At 41.0% G+C, this 22139-nt stretch carries 19 protein-coding genes and 1 other annotated feature; of the genes, 4 read left to right on the top strand and 15 right to left on the bottom strand.

Features of this window, described 5'->3' with window-relative positions; all coding sequences use genetic code 11:
- Window positions 1-4: 4 nt before the first annotated feature.
- Genes H0Z31_09945 through thpR form a run of 3 tightly spaced genes read right to left on the bottom strand, consistent with a single transcriptional unit; the run spans window position 5 to window position 2545 of the window.
- Complete coding sequence (locus H0Z31_09945; GenBank protein MBO8177760.1) at window positions 5-934, bottom strand: diacylglycerol kinase family lipid kinase; 930 nt, start codon at window positions 932-934, stop codon at window positions 5-7.
- Window positions 931-1917: an NERD domain-containing protein gene (locus tag H0Z31_09940; protein ID MBO8177759.1), complete on the bottom strand. Its 987-nt coding sequence runs from the start codon at window positions 1915-1917 to the stop codon at window positions 931-933. Before H0Z31_09940 ends, H0Z31_09945 begins: the two co-directional genes overlap by 4 nt.
- Window positions 1918-1975: 58 nt before the next feature.
- Window positions 1976-2545 (bottom strand): RNA 2',3'-cyclic phosphodiesterase, encoded by a 570-nt coding sequence (gene thpR, locus H0Z31_09935; protein ID MBO8177758.1) that lies wholly within the window; start codon window positions 2543-2545, stop codon window positions 1976-1978.
- A 128-nt stretch (window positions 2546-2673) separates the two neighbouring features.
- Between thpR and cysK the strand changes: the two genes are divergently transcribed.
- Window positions 2674-3609, top strand: coding sequence for a cysteine synthase A (gene cysK, locus H0Z31_09930; GenBank protein MBO8177757.1), 936 nt, complete (start codon window positions 2674-2676; stop codon window positions 3607-3609).
- Window positions 3610-3663: 54 nt separating this feature from the next.
- On the opposite strand, the gene dat is transcribed toward cysK, so the two are convergent.
- Window positions 3664-4512, bottom strand: a complete 849-nt coding sequence (gene dat, locus H0Z31_09925; protein ID MBO8177756.1) for a D-amino-acid transaminase — start codon at window positions 4510-4512, stop codon at window positions 3664-3666.
- A 31-nt stretch (window positions 4513-4543) separates the two neighbouring features.
- Entirely contained in the window at window positions 4544-5965 is a 1422-nt protein-coding gene (pepV, locus tag H0Z31_09920) for a dipeptidase PepV (GenBank protein ID MBO8177755.1), read from the bottom strand.
- Window positions 5966-6328: 363 nt separating this feature from the next.
- Between pepV and H0Z31_09915 the strand changes: the two genes are divergently transcribed.
- The gene (locus tag H0Z31_09915) at window positions 6329-6550 is read left to right on the top strand and encodes a DeoR/GlpR transcriptional regulator (GenBank protein ID MBO8177754.1); all 222 of its coding nucleotides are present in this window, start codon (window positions 6329-6331) and stop codon (window positions 6548-6550) included.
- A 125-nt stretch (window positions 6551-6675) separates the two neighbouring features.
- On the opposite strand, the gene H0Z31_09910 is transcribed toward H0Z31_09915, so the two are convergent.
- Complete coding sequence (locus H0Z31_09910) at window positions 6676-7398, bottom strand: rRNA pseudouridine synthase (protein MBO8177753.1); 723 nt, start codon at window positions 7396-7398, stop codon at window positions 6676-6678.
- 11 nt (window positions 7399-7409) lie between these two features.
- Window positions 7410-9032, bottom strand: a complete 1623-nt coding sequence (locus H0Z31_09905) for a polysaccharide biosynthesis protein (protein MBO8177752.1) — start codon at window positions 9030-9032, stop codon at window positions 7410-7412.
- Between the two features lie 178 nt (window positions 9033-9210).
- On the opposite strand from H0Z31_09905, the gene H0Z31_09900 reads away from it, so the two are divergent.
- Window positions 9211-10476: an NAD(P)/FAD-dependent oxidoreductase gene (locus H0Z31_09900; GenBank protein MBO8177751.1), complete on the top strand. Its 1266-nt coding sequence runs from the start codon at window positions 9211-9213 to the stop codon at window positions 10474-10476.
- Window positions 10477-10701: 225 nt separating this feature from the next.
- Here the strand turns inward: H0Z31_09900 and H0Z31_09895 are convergent, their stop codons facing one another.
- From H0Z31_09895 to H0Z31_09885, 3 genes are all read right to left on the bottom strand, one after another.
- Window positions 10702-10893: a sporulation protein Cse60 gene (locus H0Z31_09895; protein ID MBO8177750.1), complete on the bottom strand. Its 192-nt coding sequence runs from the start codon at window positions 10891-10893 to the stop codon at window positions 10702-10704.
- A gap of 132 nt (window positions 10894-11025) precedes the next feature.
- On the bottom strand, window positions 11026-11331 hold the full coding sequence (locus H0Z31_09890) for a rhodanese-like domain-containing protein (protein MBO8177749.1): 306 nt from the start codon (window positions 11329-11331) through the stop codon (window positions 11026-11028).
- A gap of 18 nt (window positions 11332-11349) precedes the next feature.
- Complete coding sequence (locus H0Z31_09885; protein ID MBO8177748.1) at window positions 11350-13764, bottom strand: leucine--tRNA ligase; 2415 nt, start codon at window positions 13762-13764, stop codon at window positions 11350-11352.
- A gap of 67 nt (window positions 13765-13831) precedes the next feature.
- Window positions 13832-14053: a binding site (T-box leader), on the bottom strand.
- A gap of 367 nt (window positions 14054-14420) precedes the next feature.
- On the opposite strand from H0Z31_09885, the gene H0Z31_09880 reads away from it, so the two are divergent.
- Entirely contained in the window at window positions 14421-15326 is a 906-nt protein-coding gene (locus H0Z31_09880; protein ID MBO8177747.1) for a MerR family transcriptional regulator, read from the top strand.
- 105 nt (window positions 15327-15431) lie between these two features.
- Here the strand turns inward: H0Z31_09880 and H0Z31_09875 are convergent, their stop codons facing one another.
- The 5 genes from H0Z31_09875 to H0Z31_09855 all read right to left on the bottom strand — a co-directional run bounded on the left by H0Z31_09875 (window position 15432) and on the right by H0Z31_09855 (window position 22116).
- Window positions 15432-16208 (bottom strand): 3-hydroxybutyrate dehydrogenase, encoded by a 777-nt coding sequence (locus H0Z31_09875; protein ID MBO8177746.1) that lies wholly within the window; start codon window positions 16206-16208, stop codon window positions 15432-15434.
- Window positions 16209-16229: 21 nt separating this feature from the next.
- Window positions 16230-17549, bottom strand: coding sequence for a GntP family permease (locus H0Z31_09870; GenBank protein ID MBO8177745.1), 1320 nt, complete (start codon window positions 17547-17549; stop codon window positions 16230-16232).
- Between the two features lie 218 nt (window positions 17550-17767).
- Window positions 17768-19120, bottom strand: coding sequence for a sigma 54-interacting transcriptional regulator (locus H0Z31_09865; protein ID MBO8177744.1), 1353 nt, complete (start codon window positions 19118-19120; stop codon window positions 17768-17770).
- Between the two features lie 139 nt (window positions 19121-19259).
- Entirely contained in the window at window positions 19260-20612 is a 1353-nt protein-coding gene (locus tag H0Z31_09860; protein ID MBO8177743.1) for an aspartate aminotransferase family protein, read from the bottom strand.
- 37 nt (window positions 20613-20649) lie between these two features.
- Window positions 20650-22116, bottom strand: coding sequence for a CoA-acylating methylmalonate-semialdehyde dehydrogenase (locus H0Z31_09855; GenBank protein MBO8177742.1), 1467 nt, complete (start codon window positions 22114-22116; stop codon window positions 20650-20652).
- Between the last annotated feature and the right edge of the window lie 23 nt (window positions 22117-22139).

The raw sequence follows: 22139 nt of genomic DNA, 5'->3' as shown, positions 1-22139 counted from the left end.
TTTTTTATCGTAATAACGTCCACGCCTTCGATCGACAGCGAACATGAAAAGGGGTATTCCCTACCGTTTCTCCATCAGCCTGGATGAATAGTGGTCGTTCACTCTCAATATGAAACTCTTTTCCCCTCAGTACGGTCACACCGTCTAACCCCGTATGTCCGCCCCAGAAAACGCTCGCAAAAAGGGTAATCAGTTGATAACGGGGAATATTACTGATGACGACTAAATCTAACAATCCATCGTTATAGTTGGATTGAGGGGATATTTTCATTCCTCCCCCATAGTATGGTTGATTACATACCGCTACGAGCCAAGTATTTGAAAATTCGTATTCGGTTTCATCAACAGTAATTCGTACATGAACCGGGCGATATGTCATAATTTCTTTTAAAAAATAAAATACATATATAAGATTTCCAACATTTAACTTATTTAACCATTTTTTTAAGCGAGACTCATTGGCCTTTTTGGCAATAAGCGCGTCGAGTCCTGCTCCTATATTATTCACAAAATACCCTTTTTGGTACTGAGAACATTTATATTCCCCAATATCAACAGGTTGACCGTCGGTATGTAGCAGTTGCAAAATCTGATCAGTTGCTTGTTTTACATCAAATGAGAGATGAAACCCTCTGGCAAAATCGTTTCCTGACCCTGCAGGAATAGTAGTAAATGCGACATTTTCCGAACCGACTAAGCCATTGATGGCTTCATGGACCGTCCCGTCTCCTCCGATGGCGACAATGACTGTTTGCTGCAATTTATGATGGGCTAAAATCTCTTTTACTAAACGTGGGCTATGGTTTGGATACTTGGTAAAATACGCTTCGTACGGAACGTTTCGAGCATCTAATCGAGCTTTTACCTTCCGCCACGTACCAAGGGCTTTCCCGTTTTTTGCTTTCGGATTCACGATAAATATGAGCTTCTTCATTGTTCTAGTTCCTCTTCATCCCAATGTTCTACAATATCCATATCTAATACAGCTGAATTTCTTTTGAAAGAAGTGGTATGACAATAGTCGAGTAAGCTTTTTGCCCCTTTTAATTGCATATGTTTTAACGGGGAACGAACGGTTCGCATATGCTGAAACCATTCGTCAAATACTCGTTTATCAATCAGTTTTACATCATAAGGTGTCGTTGGGTAATCAATATAACCATTTCGACAAATAACAGCTTTTTGAATCGGTAATTCTACACTAGCTTTTTTAAAGATAGAGGTAACAATATGCTCCATCCGATTAAGTGAAATGAGTGGATTCAATACTTTTTTCTCCGTATCCGTCCATTTTTTCACCCAAAATCGATCTTTTGAGCCAACAAATGTAGCTTCGTTCTCTTCTTCTAAAAACGTGATACACCATAAATGCGTCGGAGTAATTAGTAAAACTTCCAAATCGACCGGTGCTTTTTTTAATTTAAATACTGGATGATACATCAGTAACACCGTATCCGGAAAACGCTGTAATAAAAATCGTAACGTTTCATCACTGTAATAGCTTAAATCAACGTACGATTTTTCTGAGAAGGTCGAACTCGCCCATTTGAGTTGAAAATGAAATAGCTGATCGAGAAAATGTTGTTTTAACTCTTGTTCAGAAGTAATGGCTTCCGCACGGCTAGAATCAAAGGCAAACTCCTCTTCTCTCCTCATATCAACTGCATGATCACGTTCTTCCTCTTCTTTTTCCCGTTTGAACAAATGAAACAATCGATTCTTCCACGTTTTTTTTTCATCGTTTTCTTGTTCTTCCCATTCACACGATTCGACTGGCTCATGAAGATACCCATTTTTCCATAGGTCGAACACTTTTGTCCAATGCTGTTTTTTCAAACGAACGAATTGAATGGGATACTTGAAAATATCAATCTCGTAACGGGAAACATAGTCTTGTAGTTTAATTAATTGTGCCATCCATTCATCCCTTTCCTTTCTACGAGCAACAATCCTGTATGAACGTAAAAATTTCTTGTCATGAAAATGATAGTTTCTTCTGCCAAACGGCTTCGTATTTAGGCAGCCGGTTCATATGGGTTCGATACAACGTGACCGTGTCAGCCTGAAACGTCCAATCCATTGTTTTGGAAGGAGTTTGTTGAACAAGTTTGATTGAAAACGGGTGATTGCCTATCCACTTTCGTGCCACTGTGATATGTGGGCGGAACGGTCGTTTGTCCAATGGAAAACCGACCTGTTCACACACTTGATACACTTTTTCACGTATTTGATGTAACCGTTCGTCTTCGTTTACTCCAATCCAAAAAATACGTGGCGATGGTTGATTTCCAAACGTGCCAAGATGAGAAATGGTGAGCGGAAATGACGGAATCATGGCAAGTGCTTCTTCCATTTTGGAAGTCACATTATATAGCTGATCGTCCGTAGCCGCACCTAAAAAGGCTAATGTTAAATGATAGTCTTCCTGATGAACCCATTTATAGAAGGATAACTCTGTTTTATATGAATTCATCCATTCACGGATTTGTTCTTTTATATTCGATGGTAGTGACAAAGCGAAAAAATAATGAAATGAGTGATTCATACGCTCCTCCTACTTTACCAAATCTTACTTTCTATTTTACCAAATATTATCGGAAGTACGTATATTTGATTGGATGTCGTCCAACAGGTATCATTATGAATATATTGTGAAAATAAGGAGGCTGTTGGATGAAGGTTGTAAATAATATCGCAGAATTAATCGGCGATACACCACTCGTGAAATTGAACCGCATCGCACCAAAAAATGGTGCGACGATATATGTAAAATTAGAATTTTATAATCCAAGTAAAAGTGTAAAGGACCGTGCTGCCTTTAACATGATTGTGGAAGCTGAAAAGGCTGGCAAACTAAAACCAGGAGCAACAATCATTGAACCAACGAGTGGAAATACCGGTATTGGTCTAGCAATGAATGCCGCGGCACGTGGGTATAAAGCGATTTTAGTCATGCCTGATACCATGACCCAGGAGAGAATTAATTTATTGAAAGCGTACGGAGCAGAAGTGGTCTTAACGCCAGGTGACGAAAAAATGCCGGGAGCGATTCTGAAAGCTCAAGAATTAGCAGCAAGCATCCCAAATAGTTTTATGCCAATGCAATTTGAAAACGAAGCGAACCCAAACGCCCATCGAAAATCAACGGCTCTAGAAATTATTGAAGCCATGAATATTATTGGAAAAGATTTAACAGCATTTGTGGCCACTGCTGGTACGGGGGGGACGATTACCGGGACGGGAGAAGTGTTAAAAGAACATTATCCGGACTTACAAATTCATGTTGTAGAGCCGGCAGGTTCACCGGTGTTATCAGGAGGAAAGCCAGGAAAACACAAACTAGTTGGGACAAGCCCAGGGTTTATCCCACCGATTTTAAACCAAAACGTGTATGATCACATTCATCGCATTCAAGATGAAGAAGCGTATGAGACTGCACGGCAAATGGCGTCCCAAGAAGGAATTTTAGTCGGACCATCTTCAGGCGCCGCTTGTTTCGCTGCTATTCAAGTAGCGAAAACGTTAACTCCGGATGATGTTGTTGTTTGTATTGCGTGCGATACGGGTGAAAGGTATTTATCTAGCGATTTATTCCAGTTCGAATCGTAAAATTTTTATGAGCGATAGAAAAGCCCCGTTTGGTTGTACCAAACAGGGCTTAAATTACTTGCATTCTCGCTGTATTTCTTCATCGATAATCGCTTGTAACATCTGGGTAATCGGACCAGGTGTTCCTTCCCCAATAGGATGTTCATCAATGGCAATCACCGGCATAACTTCAGAGGTCGTACTTGTGATGAACACCTCGTCAGCGGTGAGCAACTCTTCCGTTGTAAACGCTCGTTCTTCCACCGCCCATTGTTTCGCTTCACAAATTTGCAGCACTGTTTGTCGAGTAATGCCATTTAAAATGAGGTTGGTAGCTGGATGGGTGATAATGGTTCCTTCTTTAACAATAAAAACATTGGACGACGAACCTTCCGTAACCACGTTATCCCTATGCATAATCGCTTCCATACACCCACGTTCACTTGCTTGCTGTTTCGCTAAGACGCTGCCAAGTAGGTTTAAGCTTTTAATATCGCAACGCAGCCAACGAATATCGTCCACTAAATGAGCTTTGACCCCTTGCTCCATTTCTTTTTCCGGCCGAGGATAACTCCGTGTATACATGACAAGGCTAGGTTTCACTTTTTCTTTCGGAAAAGCGTGCTGACGAAGAGAAACTCCTCTTGTTACTTGCAAATACACAATTCCAAGTTCTAAACTGTTCTCTTTTATTAACTGGTTCATTTTTTGTAATAGGTCATCTAGTTGAAACGGAAGTTCAATACCAATTTTTTTCGCACTTTCTACAAGTCGCTGCAAATGGGGAGCGGCTTGAAATAATTTACCGTTATACACTCGAATCACTTCATAAATGCCATCACCAAATTGATATCCACGGTCTTCCACATCGACGACTGCCGCTTGTCGGTCGACCCATTGTCCATTCACAATCACTTTCTCCATGTTCCTCTCCCCTTTTAAAGTGTAAAAACAATTATGATTTTTTCCCAGCAAGTTCATAAATAGCGTGTGCATAAATTCCGGTCGCTTTTAATAAGTCTTCAATAAACATGTACTCGTCTTTTTGGTGGGCAACATCTTCTCTTCCCGGGAACAACGCTCCAAACGCCACCCCAGACTTCAGTGAACGAGCATACGTCGCACCACCAATGGCTAATGGCTCGGACCGATCACCGGTATGTTGTTCGTACACGTGTCGTAATGTTTGAATGAGCTCATGGTCTTTGGCCACATGATGCGGTGGAGAATGATCGATAACTTCTACAATAAAGTCTTCTTCCTGCGCTTTTTGGTGAATGGTTTTCATTCCTTCCTCGTAAGAAAACGTAACTGGATAGCGCATATTTACCCCAATCCGCCCTCGTTCTCCTTTTTTGTATTCCATTTTTCCTACATTTAACGTTACATCGCCAGTTATGTCATCAGCGTAAGAAATCCCAAGCTTCTTCCCACGGGAATCTTCGTAAAAGTAGTCGGTAATCCATTGCACGTAATGAGCACCATAACGATCAAGTGAAAACGAAGATAAAAAGTTAGCTAAATATATGCCCGCATTTCTTCCGTTATTCGGTTCCATACCATGGGCAGAGACCCCTTCTAATTGCAATGTTAATTCCCCATTATCGATAAAGGCTTTTCCTACTAGTTTGTGATCTTTCATATACAATTGAAACTGTTGGATAAGTTCGGTAGAACCTTCTTGTACGACTAACTTCGCTTCAGCAAAATCAGGCACCATATTATATCTTCTTCCGGAGTGGAAGGACAGGAGTTGAACGGATGCCCCTTCATCGTCTGTCCATTCTTTCGCTTGAATAAAATCGAAGTCACAAATCCCTTTTTCCGCATGAATGATCGGAAAATCGGCATCAGGCGCAAAACCGATCGTCGGCATTTCTTCTTTTTGGAAATAATGCTTTACACATCGCCAGTCACTTTCTTCATCCGTACCTATAATCATCCGCACCCGTTTTTCCAACGGGAGTCCTAACTCTTTCACAATTTTCATAGCATAATACGCAGCTATCGTTGGTCCTTTGTCATCAATGGCACCGCGAGCAAAAATTTTTCCGTCCTTTATTTCCCCTTTGAACGGATCAACGCTCCAGCCATCTCCTTCAGGGACAACGTCTACATGGCATAAAATTCCTAGTAAGTCTCCCCCTTCCCCAAACTCTATATGTCCCGCTAAATGATCAACATTTTTCGTTTGGAAACCATCTTTTTCCCCTAAGTCTAACATAAATTGTAGTGCTTGTTTTACCTCTTTTCCTAGCGGAGCATCCAGAGAAGCGGTTTCTTCATTTCGAACGCTACGGATTTGTAACAGTCGTTGTAAATCGTGTATTAAATCGTCTTTTCGTTTCTCCACTTCTTCCATCCAATGAATAGTCATATGTACACCCTCCCTCTTTTTCATATGTCATTATTGTACCCTTATCATCCTCTCGAATAAAATAAATGTCAACGTCAAGTCAAACATAATTACCTAAAAAATACATATACTGAACGTGAAGAAAGTTTTCCTAAAATAGTTAAAATCTGTACACTGAATAAAATTTTTGTAAATTTTCGCTTTTTACTAGAATTTTTTCATGGAGAACGGTAAAATAAGAATTGTCAGACATCTAATGACAATATTGTTATGTAAAGGAGTTGTCTGCCTAACAAAAATTACATATAGTTTGTTGAAGATTAATTCAACGAGAGGTGTCGTCCGTCGTCCTTGCCTATGGAATAAAGATGAGGGAGTGGTTTTTTGAAACCTTCAACAAACCGTATGCTTACTCGTATCAAAGCCGTCTACATGTTTATTAAAGAAAATGGTACGGTGACAACTCAGGAACTTGTAGATGAATTTGGTATCACTCCTCGCACCATTCAAAGAGATTTGAATGTGTTAGCATACAACAACTTGGTGAAAAGCCCAAGTCGTGGCAAATGGACAACAACAAACAGAAAAGTTAAAATGTCTTCTTAAGATCAATAAACTAGCTAGATGCTTAACATATAAAATAGGCTGACGAATGATCACTTGATGATTCGTCAGCCTTCTTTGTTTTTTCAATAGCTATAAATGACATTTTCTTTAAGATAAAAGGGCTATTAACCCTCACGTTTATATTCCTTCAGCATTTGGACCTCTTCATCCGTTAACTCCCGATACTCTCCTAATTGTAACGATTCGTCCAAAGGAAGCGGTCCCATTTGAATCCTTTTCAAATACTTTACCCGTTTCCCAACCGCTTGGAACATTCGTTTAACTTGATGGAATTTTCCTTCCGTAATCGTTAGTTCAATCGTGGAACGGAGACCTGAGGATAGAATTTTTAGTTCGGCTGGTTTCGTAACATACCCATCATCAAGCATGACCCCTTGTTTGAATGCCACAACATCTTCGTCAGTGACTTCCCCTTCAATAATAGCAAAATACGTTTTGGGGACATGTTTTTTCGGAGACAAAAGTTGATGAGCCAGTTGCCCATCATTCGTCAACAGTAATAAGCCTTCCGTATCTTTATCTAATCTACCAACCGGAAATGGATCAAAAACTGCATCTTCCACTTCTAACAAGTCCACTACCGTTTGTTCGGAGAAGTCTTCTGTGGCCGAAATGACGCCTGCCGGTTTATTCATCATTAAGTAAATAAATTTACGATAACGAATTTCTTCCCCAAATATTTCAATTGTATCTTCTTCTGGATTAACATGCGTTTTGGCATCCGTGATAGCAGTGCCATTTACTTTGACTGCCCCATCCTTTAACATTTTTTTTACTTCTTTTCGGCTGCCATAACCCATATTGGCTAATATTTTATCAATTCTCATATGTTCCTCCATTAACCAAAAGCTTTTAATTTATTTCGTAATTTCGTAACTTTCTGCCCGAACAATCGATCCATAAGTTTGGACCTTAACCCGATATATACGTAGACGAGAACTGCGATGGTTCCAGCGATACAAACAACAATCAACGACTGAAATTTACTCGAAAAATGGAAGAGCGGACTGATGAGCTTTAAACTGACGAATGCTGCGATTCCCATGATGACATTCATTGCCGAAATAAAGATGGCTCGGCGCATAACTAACGTAAACGAGTAATGGGCAAAGTGTTTAATAGCCCACAAATTCAACGAAACACTTATTCCGTAACCAATGGCTGTAGCCCAAATCGCTCCTTCAGTTCGGAACAAATAAATAAGCGGAACGTTTAACACAATTTTTGTAATAAAACCTACAAGAAAGCTTAACAGTGTAAATCGTTGTCGGTTAATTCCTTGTAAAATCGCCGCTGTGACGGAAAACCCACCAAAAAGTAAGCCAACTGGCGCATACACAGCTAAAATGTGGGAACCGAATTCACTTTGTTCATAAAAGACGGCATAAATCGGCTCAGCTAGAACGACTAAACTTACTACGGCAGGAACCGTAATAAATAGCAACATCTGAAACGCTTGATTCAAGTTGTGAACTAACTTTTCTCGCTCTTGATTAACGTATGATTCTGTAATAAGAGGAACTAGTGTAAGCGAGAAAGCAGTCGCAAACGTGACAGGAAGGACAACGAGTTTATGTGTTGTAAAGTTCATTACACCAAGCGCGTTTTTTGCCGTTTCATCATTCACATCACTTAGTCTCATCGCATGCAGAAAAGTAGATTGGTCTACGAGTTGATATAAAGACATCGCAATCCCAACGACTATAAAAGGAATCGCAGACATCATCATTTCTTTTAACAAATTCGGAATCGACGGGTTTAGTTGTCCTTTGCTTTTCGTGAGTAATTCATCCAAATAAGGCTTTCGTTTCACCCAGTACACAACTAAAACAGCTAAGCTTGCCGCCGCTCCCACAAAGGCCGCAAAAGTTGCCACACTAATTGCAGTCACCATCTCACCGTCCATGATGCGAAGAACAACGTATGTACCGACTAGTAAGAATGCGATCCGCACAATTTGCTCCACTACTTGTGATACAGCAGTTGGTCCCATCGATTGATGTCCTTGAAAAAAACCACGAATCGCACTCATGATTGGTACAAGTAGAAGGGCAAAACTAACGGCCCGAATGACAGTGGTAACATCAGCTACTGTGTAGACTTTATTATTTTCCGGTAAGACTATCGAGGCGAAAACCGGTGCCAATGAATACATCAATAAAAATGATACAAGCCCCGTTATACTCATAAGTAATAAGCCAGTTTTAAATAACTGTCGGCTCACTTCATACTCCTCAAGAGCGTTATATTTAGAAATAAATTTGGAAATAGCTAGCGGAACTCCCGCGGTTGCTATACTTATAAAGATCGTATAAGGTGTATACCCGAACATATATAATGCTGCAGGTCCCGCCCCACCGATGATTTGATAAAACGGAATTAAATATATTATTCCGAGAAATTTGGAGATAAAACTTCCTAACGTAAGTAGAAACGTTCCCCGTACTAATTTTGATGACATGTTACTCCACATCCTACGCGAGTCTTTTAGAAAAAACACTATCAGTAGTTTACATCTTCAACATAAGAAAGACAATTTTTTTATGAATGATTGCATCTTTTAGGCTAAGACTTATAAAATTAAGGTTGGTTTTTGTAATCAATTCGAACACACATTTTTACAAAAGATGGTGAACAATATGAAGTACGATGTAATTGTCATTGGCGGTGGCCCATCTGGTTTAATGGCCGCCATCGCTGCAGGAGAACATGGAGCGAAAGTGCTGCTTGTTGATAAAGGAAATAAATTAGGTCGAAAGTTAGCCATTTCCGGTGGGGGAAGATGCAATGTGACGAACCGCCTCCCTGTGGAAGATATTGTTAAGCATATACCAGGAAATGGGCGATTTTTGTACAGCGCCTTTTCTATTTTTAATAATGAAGACATTATTCGTTTTTTCGAAAACTTAGGGATTCAATTGAAGGAAGAAGATCACGGTCGAATGTTTCCTGTCACCGATAAAGCACAGTCTGTTGTTGACGCCCTCCTGCGCAGACTACAAGAGTTAGGGGTGGACATTCGAACAAATTGTCCGGTCGCTGATGTGTTATACGACAATGGACAAACAGTAGGAGTTCAATTACAAAGCGGTAAAATTTTATCCTGTTCATCGGTAATTGTCGCGGTCGGTGGAAAATCGGTACCACACACTGGCTCAACAGGCGATGGCTATGCCTGGGCAGAAAAAGCGGGCCATACGGTAACGGAACTGTTTCCAACCGAAGTCCCTGTCACATCGGATGAGGAGTTTATTCAACAAAAAGTGCTACAAGGATTATCGTTAAGAGACATTGCACTTAGTGTATTAAATCCGAAAGGAAAACCTCTAGTGACCCATCGGATGGATATGATTTTTACCCATTTTGGCATTTCCGGACCGGCGGTGTTACGATGCAGCCAATTTGTCGTCCAGGCGATGAAAAAGTGGAATTTATCGCACGTAACCATGCGTATTGATGCCTTACCAGATCGTAACGAAGAACAGCTTTTCCAAGACGTTATTCGCCGCATGAAAGAAGACGGACGAAAAAGTGTGAAAAACATGTTAAAAGGAATGTTACCTGAACGTTACTTACTATTTTTAATTAAAAAAAGTGACATCGACCCTGATGCCCAAGGTGCAACCATTCCGAAAGATAAGCTGCGGCAGTTTGTTTCTTTATGTAAACAGTTCGACTTCCAAGTCAACGGTACGTTACCGATTGAAAAAGCGTTCGTCACGGGTGGTGGTGTATCCGTTAAAGAAATCGAACCAAAAACGATGGCATCTAAACTGATAAAAGGACTTTATTTTTGCGGGGAAATTTTAGACATTCATGGCTACACGGGAGGATACAATATTACCGCTGCCCTTGTTACCGGTCGCTTAGCCGGAATGAATGCGGCGTTGAATAGCAACAATTGATTACGTTGTGGGCAAAAAGTAGTGATAAATGCTAAATGTTACGGAGTTCTGTTCACATTCATTGGGAATGTGAACAGATACTCTGCTTTTTCACGAAATGTGTCCAGTTTCTCTTAGGGGTGGTCCTCTTTCCCCTGATAAGTGTCCTCTTCCCTTGGGTCGTTGTCCACTTTCTCAAGATAAAAAATGTAGGAAGAACACATACTATCAAACTACTGTTCTTCCTCATGATTTTTTCTCCCTATAAATAATCATCCCTGTAAAACAATAGATCTGTTCTTCATCAGGGTCAACAAGGGCTGCTACATTGTATTTAATATCAATAATTTGTCTTTCATCTAATTCTTGCAAAAACTCATTCATCTCCTGCTCCAAATCTTTTTCGTGCTCATAGTCAAAGAGTTTGACTTGAATCATTCCTCACTCTACCTCCTCTAAAATCACCTTCTCCATTTTTCTGTTATAACATACCTTCATTTCAAAATATTTCGATTATTTTATAATAAAAAAGAACCGGGTAAACGTCCCCGGTTCTTTCCTTCCAGCGAATTACTCCACGTCGCCTGTCCATTCAAGCATGCCGCCCACCATGTTACGGACTTTGTAGCCTAGCTCTTGTAAATAATAGCAGACGTTTTCACTACGGCGTCCAGAGCGACAAATGAAGATATATTCTTTATCTTTGTCAAACTGGTCTAACGAATTAGGAATTTCCCCCATTGGGATGTGCTTCGCTTGTGGAATTTTTCCTTCCGCTACTTCTTCATGTTCACGAACATCTACTAAATGTAATTCTTCGCCAGCTGCTAATTTTTCTTTTAGCTCTTCCGGAGTGATAATTTGGATTTCTTCCATCATCCTACCCTCTTTCATTTAGTTTGCGACAATGTTCACTAACTTACCAGGTACAGCAATGACTTTGCGTACCGTTTTTCCTTCGATAAGTTCTTTAATTTTTTCATCTTGAAGGGCAAGCTCTTCTAGTTGTTCGCGAGTCGCATCGCGAGACACCATCATTTTCGAACGAACCTTTCCGTTTACTTGTAGGACGATTTCTACTTCGTTATCGACAAGTTTAGACTCGTCGTACGTTGGCCATGGTTCATACGTAATCGTGTCGTTATGACCAAGTTTTTCCCAAAGCTCTTCGGCAATATGTGGACAAATTGGTGATAGTAATTTCACAAATCCTTCCACATATGCTTTTGGAAGCGTGTCTGCTTTATAGGCTTCGTTAATGAATACCATCATTTGGGAAATCGCTGTGTTGAAGCGAAGGTTTTCGAAGTCCTCCGATACCTTTTTCACTGTTTGATGATACACTTTATCTAATGCTTTGTTGTCGCCATCAACCACTTTTTCAGATAGTGAACCATCTTCATTCACAATGAGGCGCCATACACGGTCAAGGAAACGACGAGCACCGTCAAGTCCTTTTGTAGACCATGCTACGGACGCTTCTAGAGGACCCATAAACATTTCATAAAGGCGAAGCGTATCTGCACCATGGCTTTCTACTATTTCATCTGGGTTTACAACGTTCCCTTTTGATTTACTCATTTTTTCGTTGTTTTCCCCAAGAATCATTCCTTGGTTAAATAGCTTTTGGAACGGTTCTTTTGTCGGAACCACACCGAGGTCGTACAATACTTTGTGCCAGAAACGAGCGTATAGTAAATGCAGTACCGCATGTTCAGCACCACCGATGTAAATATCAACAGGTAGCCATTTCTTTAATTTTTCTGGATCTGCTAATGCTTGGTCGTTATGCGGATCAATATAACGTAAGTAGTACCAGCAACTACCTGCCCATTGTGGCATCGTATTTGTTTCCCGACGACCTTTCTTACCGGTTTTCGGGTCGACTACGTTCACCCACTCGTCAATATTCGCTAATGGTGATTCGCCTGTCCCAGAAGGTTTAATTTCATCTGTTTTTGGTAACGTTAACGGAAGTTCTTCTTCAGGAACTGTCGACATTGTTCCATCTTCCCAATGAATAATAGGAATTGGCTCTCCCCAATAGCGCTGACGGCTAAACAGCCAGTCACGAAGGCGATACGTAACTTTCTTCTCACCGATTCCTTTTTCTTCAAGCCATTGAATCATTTTTTCAATCGCTTCTTCTTTGTTCAAACCATTTAAAAACTCAGAATTAATATGTTCGCCATCACCAGTATAAGCTTCTTTTTCGATGTTACCTCCCGCCACAACTTCAATCATTGGCAGGTCAAACTTTTTCGCAAACTCATAGTCGCGCTCATCATGAGCAGGAACTGCCATAATCGCACCTGTACCGTAGCTCATTAACACGTAATCAGCAATCCAAATCGGCATTTTTTTACCGCTCGCTGGATTCACTGCATACGCACCCGTAAAGACGCCCGTTTTTTCTTTGGCTAAATCGGTACGTTCTAAATCACTTTTTGATTTAATTTGATCTAAGTAAGATTCTACCGCTACTTGTTGCTCTGGAGTGGTGATTTTCTTTACTAACGGATGCTCTGGTGCAAGTACACAGTATGTTGCCCCAAATAGCGTATCTGGACGAGTAGTAAAAACAGTAAACGTTTCGTCGTGACCGTCGATTTGGAATGTTACTTCTGCCCCTTCTGAACGGCCAATCCAGTTACGTTGCATTTCTTTAATGCTTTCTGGCCAGTCAAGTTCTTCTAAATCTTCTAGTAAACGGTCTGCATACTCTGTAATTTTTAACATCCACTGTTTCATTGGACGACGCTCAACTGGGTGACCGCCTCGTTCACTTTTTCCATCAATGACTTCTTCGTTCGCTAATACGGTTCCAAGAGCAGGACACCAGTTGACCGGTACTTCATCAATGTAGGCTAATCCTTTTTCATAAAGCTTTAAGAAAATCCATTGTGTCCATTTATAGTAATTAGGATCTGTCGTATTTATTTCTCGGTCCCAGTCGTAAGAAAATCCGAGTGATTTAATTTGACGACGGAAGTTATCGATGTTTTTCTTTGTAAATTCTGCTGGATCATTTCCTGTATCAAGGGCATACTGCTCAGCTGGAAGGCCGAACGCATCCCACCCCATTGGATGCAATACGTTGTACCCTTGCATGCGCTTCATGCGGGAAAGAATATCCGTTGCCGTGTATCCTTCCGGGTGACCAACGTGTAAGCCCGCACCAGACGGATACGGGAACATGTCTAATGCATAAAATTTCGGTTTGGAATCATCGTCAACTGTTTTAAATGTTTTGTTCTCTTCCCAATACTTTTGCCACTTTTTCTCAATCTCTTTGTGCGGAAACGCCATCACAAGACCTCCTTTAAATTACAATCTTTCTTCCATAAGTTGGGAAATAAAAAAACCTCTCATCCCGATATGGGACGAGAGGTATCTTTCTCCCGCGGTACCACCCAAATTAGTGTACATACACTCACTTAAGGCTCCTTAACGCAGAGTCACGACAAGCATTACTTGGTTCCCGTTCATGCTTGTAGCTCCAAGGCGAGTTCATGGTTCGCTTGGTTGACTTGCACCGACCGTCAACTCTCTGTAAAACAAGCCGTAAACCACTACTACTCCTTATCTTCGCTTTCCAATTTTTATTTACTGTATTCACTATTTTAGAGAAATTTATACTTCCTTTCAACCCCTGCGTACACAATTTGTAAGACAAAAACATCCTGATATGGATTGAAGAATATTATACGCTGCATTAGTATAATGATACTGTTGATATTTATTCATTTCGCTCCAGTCAGACGCTTTCCGTGGGCAAGCCGTAAGCCGCTTCCCTCGCTACGCTCAAGTATGGGTCTTGCGGCTTCTTGTTCCCGCTGGAGTCGCCGCCGTGTGAATAACTAGCTAAAAATCAACAATGAAATTTAACATAGCCTTTTTTAATTTCCGCTTTCATTTATCAAAAGATTACCGGTTCATACGCAGCTGGATGAGAGGGGATAAAGATGAATCAATCTAACCAAATATATAACATTCAACAAGTGTCGAATATTACCGGTCTTTCCAAACAAGTGATCCGAAAATGGGAAGAACGCTACCAAGTCATTCAACCACAAAGGTTAGACAACGGTTATCGCATCTATAGCGCGAATGAATTAAATATCTTACTAAAGATGAAATCATTGATCGAAATGGGTCAAACTGCTAAGCAGGCGGTCATGTATATAAAACAACAACAAATAGAAACGTCGCGCCTTACACTTCAAACAGCGGAATATCAAGAAACGACGGGAAACGTCAATGAATTTGTTCATTCTCTATTGCAGGAAGGAACGCTCGGTAATGAAGCACAATTAAACCGTCTATTAGACCAAGCCTACCATTTATTTGGATTACAATCATTTCTTGATTCTATTGTAATCCCATTCTTAAAAGAAGTGGGAAATCGTTGGAAAGATGGTCGGTGGGGAGAATATCAAGAAGCTTTATCGAGTTTAGTAGTTCGTGATTTCCTAATAAAACTAAGACGGAATTTTCCTATTAGTGAAAAAGCTCCCCTCGTATTAGGTGCTTGTTTACCGGAGGAACGACATGAAATTCCATTACACATGATTTTACTCCAATTCATGTTACAAGGATGGCGAACGGTGATGCTCGGACCTTCTCCTGCTCCTACAGCTATTCAATCCACCGTCCAACTGTTAAATCCAAAAAAAGTCGTCCTCTCGGCGGTAACGAGACTTCCTTTTGAAAGAAACGAACGGTTGATTGAAGAGCTTGATGAATTTGCCTCAAAGTACCCGCATATTCAATTTTACTTAGGTGGTCCTGGTGCATTTATGTACTTAAAAGGAACAACCTTACAACACATTAAATTAACCGATCAAATTTCAGCTATTTTACACCAATAATCAGAAGGATTTGAGGCCGCTTGAAAGCTATGAAAAAGGGTTAACTAGCAGTTTACTAGTCAACCCTGTTTTTCGGTTGAAATATATTAGAAATTACCATAAAGGTTACTGCACCGTATATCCTCCATCAATCACAACTGTTTGCCCCGTGATACCTTTTGCTTCTTCGCTAGCGAGGAACAAAGCATAGAGAGCAATTTCGTCGACGGAAAGTAAACGTTTTTGTGGAACAAGTGGATAGATCACTTCCTCAAGTACTTTCTCAACGGAAACGTTTCTCGTTTTGGCTAAATCGTGTAATTGGTTTCGAACAAGTTCAGTATCCACATAGCCTGGGCAAATGGCATTCACGGTAATACCATCAGTCGCCGTTTCTAATGCTGCCACTTTTGTTAACCCAATTACCCCGTGTTTGGCGCTATTATAAGCCGACTTACCGGCGAACCCGACAAGACCGTTAATAGACGCCATATTGATAATTCGGCCAAACTGCTGTTTTTTCATGATCGGCAACGCTTTTTTGATAGCCATAAATGGGCTAATTAACATCACTTTAATGAGTTGTTCAAATTTTTCTGTCGGAAAGTCTTCAATCATGGAAATGTATTGCATGCCGGCGTTATTGATAAGAACATCTAACGATCCCATTTTCTCAACCGTCTCATCCATCGCTCGTTGAATGTCTTCTTCATTTGTCACATCACACTTAAGACCGATGACTTTGTATCCTTCCGATTTCAGTTGGTCGGCAGCTTCTTTTACTTGTGTTTCTTGAATATCGGTTAACACAACTTTTGCCCCTTGTTCGGCAAAGCGTTTACCAATCTCGTACCCAATTCCTTGTGCTGCACCAGTGATAAAGACAACTTTTTCACGAACCATGTCCCAACAGCTCCTTCAACGTTAAATTCCAAGTCCTAAAGAGAATAAAATGATGGCTAATATGACTCCTAATAGCGGTACAATAGCAGTTAAAGCACCGACCGCACCATAGGCATCTTGATGGGATTCACCACAAATTGATCGAATGGTGGTCACTACATACCCGTTATGCGGAAGCGTATCTAATGCGCCTGAAGAAATCGAAACGACCCGATGTAACGCTTCAGGATTGACACCTAGTTCCATGTAATGTGGAGCTAAAATAGGAAGAGCAATCGCTTGCCCACCGGAAGCAGAACCCGTCATTCCAGCAATCACACTAACCGCAAGAGCTCCTCCAATTAACGGTGAACCTGGAATACTCGTCATAAAATCAACCGCTGTTTCAAACGCTGGTACCGCTTTAGCAACACCACCAAAGCCGACGACTGCTGCTGTATTTCCAATCGCAATTAAGGCACCGACTGTTCCTTCTGACACCGCATTCCAAAAAGATTGGAAAAACTTTCGATTCAGTACATACGTGGCAATAACACCACCTAATAAAGCGATAATTAAAGCGGATTGTTTTAAAGAGTCGTGGAAAATATATGATACGACAAGCACCACTATCAGAGGAATTAACCCTCGAATCGGTGAGGGTAGTTCTTTATTTAATGTTTCTGGATCTCCATCTCGCGCCTCAAAGCGTTCGCCACGTTCCACCGCTTTTTGAATCATGCGCTTTAACCACCAGTAACCGAATATCGCCATAAAAATCGCGACGATTAAACTCACTTCCCATCCGGCATACGGATCCGTATTTAAGTACTCAATTGGAATCCAGTTTTGTATTTCCGGTGAACCAGCGGAAGTCATCGTAAAGGTAACGGAACCAAAAGCTAAGGCAGCGGGAATAAATCGTCTTGGTAAATCGGCTTGTTTAAATAAACTTACCGCCATCGGATAGACGGAAAATGCCACTACAAACAAACTAACCCCGCCGTACGTTAAAATGGCACACGCGGCTACAATAGCTAACACGGCATACTTAATCCCAAATTTATCTACCACAAACTTTGAAACACTATCTGCTGCCCCACTATCTTCCATCACTTTTCCAAACACCGCTCCAAGTAAGAACATGAGATACCATGACGTAATAAAACCAGCAAATCCTCCCATATAGTTGGTGACAAGGTTCGCCTCACCTTCCGCTGCTAGCTGTGGAAAAAGCGGCATTCCACTAAGGACTGCCACAAAGACGGCAGCTAACGGACCGACGACTAAAATGTTCATTCCCCTCATCGTTAAGTAAATAAGTAATAGTAATCCCCCAATGAGACCAATCATACTTAACATGCCATTTCCCCCTATCCTGTTTTTAAACAAATAGATGGTCACTTGAGACCGTATGAAAACGTTACCAAATGTAATAGATGCAAAAGTCATGCCAATTTTTACTTCCGTAAGGACAACGCTTTTCCGAAGCTGGATTCCAATTTTCTGGACAAATATTAAAAATTGTGACAATTTTATGACAAAAATAACCGTCCAGAAAAATGGAATGAATTCCAGATTTATGGACGGTCGACTATCTCATATTTTTTTAGCTTTTCATACATGCTCGATTTACTGATTCCGAGCGCTTTCGCTGTTTGAAGTTTGTCGTATTGGTGCATTTGTAAACTTTGTTGAATAATGCGTTTCTCTGTTTCTTCTAACATTTCTTTTAACGTTTTGTTCCCAAATGGATATAGGGAATCGTCTTTTTGCAAGTAATCGGGTAATACCTCTTTTATAATCCACTCACCACTTGATAAATAAGTGGCTGCCTCCAATGCATTTTGGAGCTCGCGAATGTTTCCTGGCCATGAATAAGTACATAACAAGTGTTCAACTTCCCTTGTCATTCCTTTAATCCGTTTTCCTGCTTTTTTACTTGCTTGTTGGATAAAATGGTTGGCAAGTACCAAAATATCTTCCGGCCGTTCTCTTAATGGGGGAATATGAAACGGAATCGCGTTAATTCGATAATACAAATCTTCTCGGAAACGTTTTTCTTCCATCATTTTTTCTAACGGACGATTCGTGGCAGCGATGATGCGAACATCTAGCTGTACAGGCTTCGTGGCACCAATTGGTTCTACCTCTTGGTCTTGAAGAACCCTTAGTAGCTTTACTTGCATATTAAGCGGCATGTCCCCAATTTCGTCTAGAAAAATGGTTCCGCCGTTGGCCAGTTGAAACTTTCCTTTTTTACCTCCTTTTTTTGCACCGGTAAATGCTCCTTCTTCATATCCAAATAACTCTGATTCTAACAAATGCTCAGGAATGGCAGCACAATTCACTTTAATAAAGGGTTGTTCACTTCGTTGACTCAATCGGTGAATACTATGGGCAAACAATTCTTTTCCCGTACCACTTTCACCACGAATAAGCACCGAAATATCACTGGAAGCAATTAATTTCACCCGTTCCTTTAATTCTTTCATTTTTGGTGATGTGGCTAAAATATGCTCTAAGGAATATTTCGCTCCACTATTAATATCTTCAATATAGCTTTCAATCTTGGTCATCATATTTTTTACATGACTACTCATTTGCATCCATTCACTCGTGTCCCGAAAAATGACCGAACCAATAGCACCTATCACTTCCCCGTTTAACTTAATCGGAATGCGGTTGGCAATCATGTAATTTCCTTTAATATATTGTAAGTCGGCTAGTTCTTCTTTCCCGGTTTGGGTAACAATATGCATTCTTGTATTTTCAATCACTTCGGTGACGTGTCTGCCAATCGCTTTTTCACGATCAATTTCAAGAAATTTACAATAACTTTCGTTAATGTAAATAATTCGCCCTTCACGATCGACTACGACCAGCCATTCAAAGGCGTTTTCTAATATCGATTCCACCATAGAAAGTGGCATTTGGTATAAGTAAGTATTCACTGCATCACCTACTTTCTTTTTCCATTATTTTATCATAATCAGAATATTCTCATTTAGTCGAAAATTACAACTATAAAAAACTCGTAGTCGTGGTTGACTACGAGCTCACAAAACCCTTTTATGTGATAGAATATAAAGCTCTTTTCAACGTTTGAATTAATAGAGCAACATCTTCATCTTCAATGATAAGCGGTGGAGCTAATGTGAGGACATTGTTATACCCCGCTACCGTGTATCCATTTTTCCCGATGATGACTCCATCTTCTTTACACTTGCTAATCACCTGATTCACTTTTTCATTCTCAAGAGGATCTTTTGATTGTTTGTCTTTTACAAGTTCAATCCCGATTAACAGTCCTTTTCCACGGACATCCCCGACATATGGATGGTCTTGTAACAGATTTCGTAAATCATTGATCATTCGTTCGCCGACTTCCGCTGAACGATCCGAAAGCTTTTCGTTTTCCATAATGTCTAAATTTATTAAGGCGAGTGCACAGGCTGCTGGATTTCCACCGAACGTATTGATATGGCGGAAGAATTCATATTCTTCGCTTCCTTTAAACGCTTCATAAATTTCTTTTCGAACCGCTGTTGCTGAAAGCGGTAAGTAGGCGCTTGTAATTCCTTTCGCCATCGTGATAATATCCGGCTTTACTCCATAATGCATAAAACCAAACGGTTTTCCTGTTCGTCCAAAGCCACAAATGACTTCATCGACGATTAAGAGCGCTCCGTGTTTTTCACAAATCTCTTTTACGGCTTTCATATAGCCTTCTGGAGGAACGAGAATACCTCCTCCTGTAATAATGGGCTCCATAATCATCGCGGCAATCGTTTCGCTTAACTCCCAAGTCATCACTTGATCCACTTCTTTCACGCACGCCATGTTGTGTGGATCTTTTTCATCTGCATCCGTCATCCGGTACGTATCAGGTGGAGATACGTGAATAAACCCTGGTGCTAGTGGTTCATACTTAAACTTTCGTTGGGCTTGACCGGTTGCTGCTAAGGCCGCCATGGAGTTTCCATGATAGGCACGATAACGGGAGACGATTTTATATCGATTGTGTTCCCCTTTTTGTTGATGATATTGGCGGGCGATTTTAAAAGCCGTTTCGTTCGCTTCGGAGCCACTATTCGAGAAAAAGATGACATAGTCGTCTCCGAGCCATTCGTTTAATTTTTCTCCTAACTCAATGGCTGGAACATGACTTTGCGTTAACGGAACGTAAGAGAGTTGTTTCAATTGTTCATATGCCGCTTCCGCTAATTCTTTCCGACCATATCCGACGTTTACACACCACAATCCAGACATCGCATCTAAATATTTGTTTCCGTGAATATCTGTAATCCACACACCTTCTGCATGGTCCACCACCATGGTGGCATCCGGATTGTACGGCTTCATCGAATGCCAAATGTAGGCATCGTCTTTTTTCAATAAATCATGCCGTTCACTAACTGGCATCACTGACTCCCCTTCCGCAAAAAATTTCCCCTACGAATTAAAAATCAAAGCGCGACGTAATCATCTTCTTCTTCGTATAAAAGTTCACCCCGTCTTTTCCGTTTACGTGTAAATCACCGTAGAATGAATCTTTCCATCCCGAGAACGGGAAAAACGCCATCGTCGCCGGCACACCGACATTGACACCAAGCATGCCTGCATCAGCTTCTTCACGGAACTTTCGAATCGCTTTCGCATCTTTCGTATAAATTGTCGCCCCATTGCCATAGCGTGATTTCCGAATATAGTTAAGCGCTTCATCTAAATCTTTCGCACGAAGTACACTTAACACAGGGGCAAAAATTTCTTCTTTCGCGATCGTCATCTCTGGGGTCACATGGTCAAAAATCGTTGGACCTAAGAAATTTCCTTTTTCAAATAACGCCATTTCTCTTCGTCCATCTCGAACAAGGTCAGCCCCCTCTTCAATTCCTTTTTCAATATAGCCAAGTACTTTTTGCCGATGGGCCTCTCGAATAACTGGGGTTAAAAGAACTTCTTCATCCATCCCATTTCCGATCGGTAATTGGTCGGCGTGTTTTTTCAATTCGCGTATGAATTGGTCGTTATCCCCGACTAAAACGACTGCGCTACACGCCATACAACGTTGGCCTGCGCTACCAAACGTCGAGCTCATGATATGTTGTAGCGCTTTATCCATATCAGCATCAGGCATAACGATATGATGGTTTTTCGCTCCAGACAATGCTTGTACTCGCTTTCCATTCGCTGCTGCTCGTTCATATACGTATTTAGCCACCGGTTGGGAACCAACGAAAGAGATAGCCGCAATATCTGGGTGTTCCAATAAACCATTTACTACATCATGTGCTCCGTGTACGACATTTAGAACTCCTTTCGGTGCCCCCGCTTCCGTAAACAGTTCGGCCAGACGATTGGCCATTAACGGGGTTCGCTCAGAAGGTTTTAATACAAACGTATTCCCACAAACAATCGCCAACGGGAACATCCATAGTGGAACCATCATCGGGAAGTTAAATGGAGTAATGCCACCGACGACACCGAGCGGATAACGGAACATTTCCGAATCGATATCCTCAGCAATATTACTTAACGATTCTCCCATTAATAAGGTAGGAGCACCTGCGGCAAATTCAACACATTCGATTCCTCGCTGAATTTCGCCGTACGCTTCTTTATACGCTTTACCGTTTTCTTGTACGACTAACTTCGCTAGTTCTTCGTGATGCTCAACAAGTAATGTATGAAATTTAAACATAATACGTGCCCGTTTCGGTACCGGTGTTTTTTTCCACGTTTGAAATGCTTCTTTCGCTACCTTTACCGCATGATCGACATCTTCTTTAGTGGATAGTGGTACTTGACCGAGCACTTCCCCCGTAGCTGGATTTGGAACGTCTAGGACAGTAGTTCCTTTTGATTTCACCCATTCTCCCCCAATAAAATTTTGAACGAGTTTCGTACTTTTCTTTGTCGTTTCCATTTCTCCCATCCTCCCTTTCTAGC

This window comes from Bacillus sp. (in: firmicutes) (assembly GCA_017656295.1).
Taxonomy (GTDB): Bacteria; Bacillota; Bacilli; order Bacillales; family JACDOC01; genus JACDOC01.
Note: the sequence above shows the minus strand (reverse complement) of the source record. Positions and strands in the feature narration are given on the sequence as shown.

Bases quoted from the DNA above. Each gene is read 5' to 3' on its own strand.
- H0Z31_09910 (MBO8177753.1), bottom strand. From the start codon at position 7,398: ATGAGAATTGATAAAATATTAGCCAATATGGGTTATGGCAGCCGAAAA.
- pepV (MBO8177755.1), bottom strand. From the start codon at position 5,965: ATGACTATTCATTGGATGGAAGAAGTGGAGAAACGAAAAGACGATTTA.
- H0Z31_09860 (MBO8177743.1), bottom strand. From the start codon at position 20,612: ATGCCAGTTAGTGAACGGCATGATTTATTGAAAAAAGACGATGCCTAC.
- H0Z31_09880 (MBO8177747.1), top strand. From the start codon at position 14,421: ATGAATCAATCTAACCAAATATATAACATTCAACAAGTGTCGAATATT.
- H0Z31_09885 (MBO8177748.1), bottom strand. From the start codon at position 13,764: ATGGCGTTTCCGCACAAAGAGATTGAGAAAAAGTGGCAAAAGTATTGG.
- cysK (MBO8177757.1), top strand. From the start codon at position 2,674: ATGAAGGTTGTAAATAATATCGCAGAATTAATCGGCGATACACCACTC.
- H0Z31_09900 (MBO8177751.1), top strand. From the start codon at position 9,211: ATGAAGTACGATGTAATTGTCATTGGCGGTGGCCCATCTGGTTTAATG.
- H0Z31_09875 (MBO8177746.1), bottom strand. From the start codon at position 16,208: ATGGTTCGTGAAAAAGTTGTCTTTATCACTGGTGCAGCACAAGGAATT.
- H0Z31_09865 (MBO8177744.1), bottom strand. From the start codon at position 19,120: ATGCCACTTTCTATGGTGGAATCGATATTAGAAAACGCCTTTGAATGG.
- H0Z31_09870 (MBO8177745.1), bottom strand. From the start codon at position 17,549: ATGTTAAGTATGATTGGTCTCATTGGGGGATTACTATTACTTATTTAC.
- H0Z31_09855 (MBO8177742.1), bottom strand. From the start codon at position 22,116: ATGGAAACGACAAAGAAAAGTACGAAACTCGTTCAAAATTTTATTGGG.
- thpR (MBO8177758.1), bottom strand. From the start codon at position 2,545: ATGAATCACTCATTTCATTATTTTTTCGCTTTGTCACTACCATCGAAT.
- H0Z31_09940 (MBO8177759.1), bottom strand. From the start codon at position 1,917: ATGGCACAATTAATTAAACTACAAGACTATGTTTCCCGTTACGAGATT.
- dat (MBO8177756.1), bottom strand. From the start codon at position 4,512: ATGGAGAAAGTGATTGTGAATGGACAATGGGTCGACCGACAAGCGGCA.
- H0Z31_09905 (MBO8177752.1), bottom strand. From the start codon at position 9,032: ATGTCATCAAAATTAGTACGGGGAACGTTTCTACTTACGTTAGGAAGT.
- H0Z31_09945 (MBO8177760.1), bottom strand. From the start codon at position 934: ATGAAGAAGCTCATATTTATCGTGAATCCGAAAGCAAAAAACGGGAAA.
- H0Z31_09895 (MBO8177750.1), bottom strand. From the start codon at position 10,893: ATGATTCAAGTCAAACTCTTTGACTATGAGCACGAAAAAGATTTGGAG.
- H0Z31_09890 (MBO8177749.1), bottom strand. From the start codon at position 11,331: ATGGAAGAAATCCAAATTATCACTCCGGAAGAGCTAAAAGAAAAATTA.